We start from the raw sequence: 1,789 nt of genomic DNA, 5'->3' as shown, positions 1-1,789 counted from the left end.
AAAAAAGCAGCATCTTTAGCGCTATAATTAAGTTAATGATAAAGATAGATCGTTATATGGTTTTCCGTTTTTAAATTAGAGCATTAATTTGTAGTCGGAGGTGTCCTATGAAACGTTTATATTACCTTAGCCCTTCAATTGACAGTGTCGACCAAGTTTCGAAAGATTTGCATGAGCATGGTATTACTGACTGGAACTTTCATATTATTAGTACTAATGAAGAGGGTCTATATAGTCATCATCTCCACTCTGCGAGTGCACTTCAGCGTACCGACTTCGTGCGCTTTGTAGAGCGAGGCTTATTGTCCGGTGGGATGATTGGGCTGTTTTTTTAGTCCCCTTTACTTATATCGAGGAGTTTAGCTTCAATGCATGGCTAGTGATCGCGATCTTTAGCATGTTCTTTGGTGCGTGGTTTGGCGGTGTTGGTGGGCTCAATACTGAACACTACAAGATCCAGAAGTTTCACGAACAAATTATTGAAGGTCAGCACTTGATCTTAGTGGATGTTAACACGAAGGATGAACAACGCATAAAGTGCATTATGGAAATAAGGCACCCCGAGGCGGTACTTCAAGGTTCTAGCTCGACTATTACTAATCCGTTTTCCAAGGATGATGCTGAACACATCAGCGCAAAGTCTTAGGGCTGCGCATTAAGGTGATAAAAGCTTAGATTATCGCCTTAATGCATTATTTGCAGTTCACAAAGTGTTCATGTCGAAATCTGTCAAAGCAAAAATTTCAAGGACTTCATAGGTATTCTTGTCGAGCTTTGCCAAACCAAAGCCTGATTTCCCAATTATGCGGATATAGAAGTATTTGCCTGTATCAAACTCTTGATCCTTATAAATCTTCTTAAGGTAGACTTCTTCAAGAGCTGCTTGCTTGATGCGTTCTTTTTGCTCGCCTAGCTCATGATAATAATCCATGTTCTGTAGATAATCTGTATCCCCTTCACCGGTAAATGCATGAACAGTGATCGCTATTCTAACTTCGGTTGTACCGGTTAAAACGTGGAACTTTGGTGCTGAAGCCAAGCTAGTATCGATAATATTAGGGTCAACAGCTGTCATATCGTAATTCGATGCGGTTTGGATCTCAAATGAGTTATTGACAAGTAATGCTGATAAAGGCCTTTCCTTGTAGATGGTCTGAAACCCATATACAAGCGCTGCTATTTGGAATAATGCAATCACTGACAGGTCAAACTTTAGACTCTTCTTACCTTTTTTATATACGACAAAAGTAAGTAGTGGCCCTAGTATCACGTCTACAGCAAACAGGATTAGAATGATTTCTGATATACCCTGTATTTTGAAGTAGAAGTCAGGATAAATTTGGAATCTGATAAAAAAGTAAACTATCGATACGATAGCGAGACTAATAAGAAAGTGGATTAGAAATGCGATGGGTTTTGTCATAGTCGTCAGTTAAGTTAGTGTTTAAACTAAGCTTAGAAGCGACTTGGATATTTTCAAAGAAATAAAGAACGGAATTAAAAAAAAGCCGCATTTAAGTGCGGCTTTTTAGAAACTACAAAGGTATTGTTATTTCATTTTTTTACGTGTGGCAACTAGTCCTGCCAAACCTAATGCAAACAAAGCAATGGTGCCAGGTTCTGAAACTGCAGTAACTTTAACGTCGTCAAAAATATTACCTGTTGTATCTCTTCCGCCATCTAAGGATGTGAATGTTAAGGTAGAAAGCGAGCTAGTAGCTGTGAATTGATAAGTATACTGATTCCAGTTACCCCATGATTGGTTATAAACAGAATCTGAAAGGTCACC

General features: G+C 38.7%; 4 protein-coding genes. 2 read left to right on the top strand and 2 right to left on the bottom strand.

Annotated features, from left to right (window positions below; genetic code table 11):
- Positions 1 to 107: 107 nt before the first annotated feature.
- Together A3761_RS25915 and A3761_RS25910 are read left to right on the top strand one after the other, a co-directional pair.
- The gene (locus A3761_RS25915) at positions 108 to 335 is read left to right on the top strand and encodes a hypothetical protein (RefSeq protein WP_082865277.1); all 228 of its coding nucleotides are present in this window, start codon (positions 108 to 110) and stop codon (positions 333 to 335) included.
- 44 nt (positions 336 to 379) lie between these two features.
- On the top strand, positions 380 to 646 hold the full coding sequence (locus tag A3761_RS25910) for a hypothetical protein (protein WP_068633325.1): 267 nt from the start codon (positions 380 to 382) through the stop codon (positions 644 to 646).
- Positions 647 to 703: 57 nt separating this feature from the next.
- On the opposite strand, the gene A3761_RS21290 is transcribed toward A3761_RS25910, so the two are convergent.
- Entirely contained in the window at positions 704 to 1,423 is a 720-nt protein-coding gene (locus tag A3761_RS21290) for a hypothetical protein (protein WP_068510718.1), read from the bottom strand.
- A 126-nt stretch (positions 1,424 to 1,549) separates the two neighbouring features.
- The coding region (locus A3761_RS21285; protein ID WP_156492013.1) for a PEP-CTERM sorting domain-containing protein at positions 1,550 to 1,789 on the bottom strand (240 nt) is incomplete at its 5' end.

The sequence above is a fragment of the Oleiphilus sp. HI0123 genome (assembly GCF_001635315.1).
Note: the sequence above shows the minus strand (reverse complement) of the source record. Positions and strands in the feature narration are given on the sequence as shown.